A 1,796-nucleotide genomic window follows, 5' to 3' on the forward strand; every position below is an offset into this window, starting at 1 on the left:
GACGACGTCGCCGACGCCCGGCGCGCGGCGGGCCTGCGCCGCACCCTGCATCCGCGCACCCCGGCGCCGGGCATCGTCGACCTCGCCTCCAACGACTACCTCGGTCTCGTCCGGCACCCCGAGGTCCTCGCCGCCGCGACCGCCGCGCTGCGCCGCTGGGGCGGTGGCGCCACCGGGTCCCGCCTCGTCACCGGCACCACGAGCGAGCACGAACTGCTCGAGCGTGAACTCGCGGAGTTCACCGGCGCCGAGTCCGGTCTCGTGTTCGCCAGCGGGTACGCCGCCAACCTCGGCGCCGTCACCGCCCTCGCCGACCGCGACACCCTGATCGTCTCCGACGCGGGCTGCCACGCGTCCCTGGTCGACGCGTGCCGGCTCTCCCGCGCACGGGTGCAGATCGCCCCGCACGCCGACGTCGACTTCGTGCGGACGGCGCTCGCGACCCGCACCGAGCGGCGTGCCCTCGTGCTCACCGACTCCGTCTTCAGCGCCGACGGGGACCTCGCGCCGCTGCAGCAACTGCATGCGGCGTGCCGGGCACACGACGCGCTGCTGCTCGTCGACGAGGCCCACGGGGTGGGGGTCCGGGGCGGGGGCGGTCGCGGACTCGTCCACGAGGCGGGTCTCGCCGGTGAGCCGGACGTCGTGGTCACTGCCACGCTCTCGAAGTCCCTCGCGTCGCAGGGCGGCGTGGTGCTCGCCGACGCCCGCGTCCGGGCCCACCTGATCGATGCCGCCCGCACCTTCATCTTCGACACCGGTCTCGCGCCCGCCGCCGTCGGCGCCGCCCGTGGTGCGCTGCGCGTGTTGCGTGACGAGCCGCACCGGGCCCGAGCCGTGCTCGAGCGGGCCGCCGACCTGGCCCGGATCGCCGGGGTCGCCGCCCCCACGTCGGCGGTGGTGTCGGTGGTGCTCGGGGACCCGCAGGTCGCGTTCGACGCCGCGCAGGCGTGCCGCAGCCGGGGGGTCCACGTCGGATGCTTCCGGCCGCCGTCCGTTCCCGAGGGCACGTCCCGGCTGCGGCTGACGGCCCGCGCGAACCTGGACGCCGACGAACTCGCCCACATCGACGACGTCCTCACCGATGTGCTGTCCGGGGCACGGTCATGACGGTCCTGTGTGTGACCGGCACGTCCACCGACGTGGGCAAGACCGTCGTCACGGCGGCCTACGCCGCCGTGGCGGTGGCGGCGGGGCTGCGGGTCGCCGTATGCAAACCGGCACAGACCGGGGTGGCCGACGAGGCTCCCGGCGACCTCGCCGAGATCGCCCGGCTCACCGGGGGACGCGTGCACACCGTGGAACTGGCCCGCTACCCGGAGCCCCTGGCGCCGGACACCGCGGCGCGCCGCAGCGGCCGGCCCCTGCTGCACCTGCCCGTCGTCGTCGCCGCCGTACGCGAGCTCGCCGGCGCGCACGACCTGGTGCTCGTCGAGGGCGCCGGTGGGCTGCTCGTCCGGCTGGGCGAGGACGGATTCACCCTCGTCGACGTCGCCGCCGCGGTGAGCGCCCCGGCCGTGGTGGTGGCAGCTCCCGCCCTGGGGACCCTGAACCACAGCGCACTGACCGTCGCCGCGTTGCGGGCCGGCGGGGTCGAGTGCGCGGGCGTGGTGATCGGTGCGTGGCCGGAGCACCCGGGTCTGGCCGAGCGGTGCAATCTGCAGGATCTGCCCGGGGTCACCGGTGTGCCCCTCCTCGGGCGCCTCCCGGCGGGCAGCGGCGCCCTCGACGCGGTGTCCTTCGCCGACCAGGCCGCCCGCTGGCTGCCTGCCGACCGGCTCCGCCCGCCCGGTCCG

General features: G+C 76.4%; 2 protein-coding genes. Both read left to right on the forward strand.

Annotated features, from left to right (window positions below; genetic code table 11):
• Nucleotides 1-1,110: 8-amino-7-oxononanoate synthase (locus tag OEY_RS0118080; RefSeq protein WP_010595235.1), on the forward strand; the 1,110-nt coding region annotated here is incomplete at its 5' end.
• Nucleotides 1,107-1,796, forward strand: a 690-nt coding sequence (gene bioD, locus OEY_RS0118085) for a dethiobiotin synthase (RefSeq protein ID WP_010595236.1), incomplete at its 3' end; no start/stop codon positions are given. The genes OEY_RS0118080 and bioD, both read left to right, overlap by 4 nt.

It is taken from the genome of Rhodococcus sp. P14 (genome assembly GCF_000256505.1).
Classification (GTDB): Bacteria; Actinomycetota; Actinomycetes; order Mycobacteriales; family Mycobacteriaceae; genus Rhodococcus; species Rhodococcus ruber.